Genomic DNA, 1,401 nt, shown 5'->3' on the forward strand with positions numbered 1-1,401 from the left:
GAGTTCTGGGTGCGGCATGTTCGTGATGCGGTGCGGTTCGCCGATGATGTGGGCTGTCTGCGGGACGAGGGTGTGAGCCGGTTCCTGGAGATCGGACCGGACGGGATTCTCGCGGGTATGGCCCGGCAGACGATGCCGGGGGCGGTCGCGGTGGCCGCGTCGCGGCGTGAGCGGTCCGAGGCCGCCACGTTGCTGACGGCCGTCGGGCATCTGCATGTGAGCGGTGCGTCCCCCGACTGGACCGCCGTGTTCGCCGGACGCGGAGCCCGTCGCGTCGACCTGCCCACCTACCCCTTCCAGCGGAAGCGATACTGGCTGGAGTCGGGCCGTGGGCTGGAGGAGTCCGGCCATCCCTTGCTGGACGGCGTGGTGGCGGTAGCGGGCGCGGACCAGGTGGTGTTGTCCGGGAGGCTGTCGGTGGGCTCGCAGCCCTGGCTGGCCGATCACGTGGTGGCGGAAGCTGTGGTCTTTCCCGGTGCCGGTTACGTGGAGTTGGCGATTCGCGCGGGCGACGAGGTGGGCTGCGGTCGTATCGAGGAGCTGACGATCGAGACGCCGTTGGTGCTGGATCGGCGTGCGGCGACGGTCATCCAGGTGGTGGTCGGGGCGGACGACGGAACGGGGCGCCGATCGGTCGAGGTACACGCTCGTGGCGAGGACGAGCCGTACGCGTTGTGGGCGCGTCATGCGGCGGGGACGCTTGCCGCGGGGACCGGCGCGCAGGAGGGGGACCCGGCCCAGTGGCCGCCGGCGGAAGCGGTACCGGTGGACGTGAGGGATCTGTACGAGGGCCTGGCCGAAGCCGGAGTGGAGTACGGGCCGGTCTTCCAGGGGCTGAAGGCCGCCTGGCGGCGTGGTGACGAGGTGTTCGCCGAGGTGGCGTTGTCCGGGCCGGTGGACCGGTTCGGACTGCATCCGGCGTTGTTGGACTCGGCTCTGCACGCGATTCCGTTGCTGTTGGACGGTGACCGTGTGGTGCTGCCGTTCTCGTGGGCGGGTGTGGAACTGCACGCCACCGGGGCCGACACGCTGCGGGTGCGGGTGGTGCCGACGGGATCGGACCAGGTGTCGTTGGACGCGACGGACGACTCGGGCCGGCCGGTGGTGTCCGTGGGCAGCTTGGCGCTGCGGGAGTTGTCCGCGCAGTCGCTGGCGCGGGTGGACTCCTTGTATCAGGTGGAGTGGACGCCGGTGGCCTCGGGCGGGGATGTGGTCAGCGGCGCGAAGGTGTGGTGTGCCGAGGACGACGACGTGCCGTCCGCATTGACTTCCTTGTTGGAAGTGCTGCAGACGGAGAGCGGCACCCTGGTGGTGGTGACGCGGGGTGCGGTGTCGGTGGCGGGTGAGGATGTCACTGATCTGGCCGGGGCCGCGGTGTGGGGTCTGGTGCGCAGTGCGCAG

Annotated in this window: 2 protein-coding genes; one reads left to right on the forward strand and one right to left on the reverse strand. The window is 70.6% G+C overall.

Going from position 1 to position 1,401, the window contains the following annotated elements; genetic code table 11:
* Positions 1-216 (reverse strand): hypothetical protein (locus ACH4NX_RS38390; RefSeq protein ID WP_398153400.1); only part of this gene is annotated, 216 nt, incomplete at its 3' end.
* Positions 217-246: 30 nt separating this feature from the next.
* Between ACH4NX_RS38390 and ACH4NX_RS38395 the strand changes: the two genes are divergently transcribed.
* Positions 247-1,401 (forward strand): polyketide synthase dehydratase domain-containing protein (locus tag ACH4NX_RS38395; protein WP_398153401.1); only part of this gene is annotated, 1,155 nt, incomplete at its 3' end.

Origin of the sequence: Streptomyces sp. NPDC017225 (assembly GCF_044331465.1) — a bacterium.
In the GTDB taxonomy this organism is placed as follows: Bacteria; Actinomycetota; Actinomycetes; order Streptomycetales; family Streptomycetaceae; genus Streptomyces.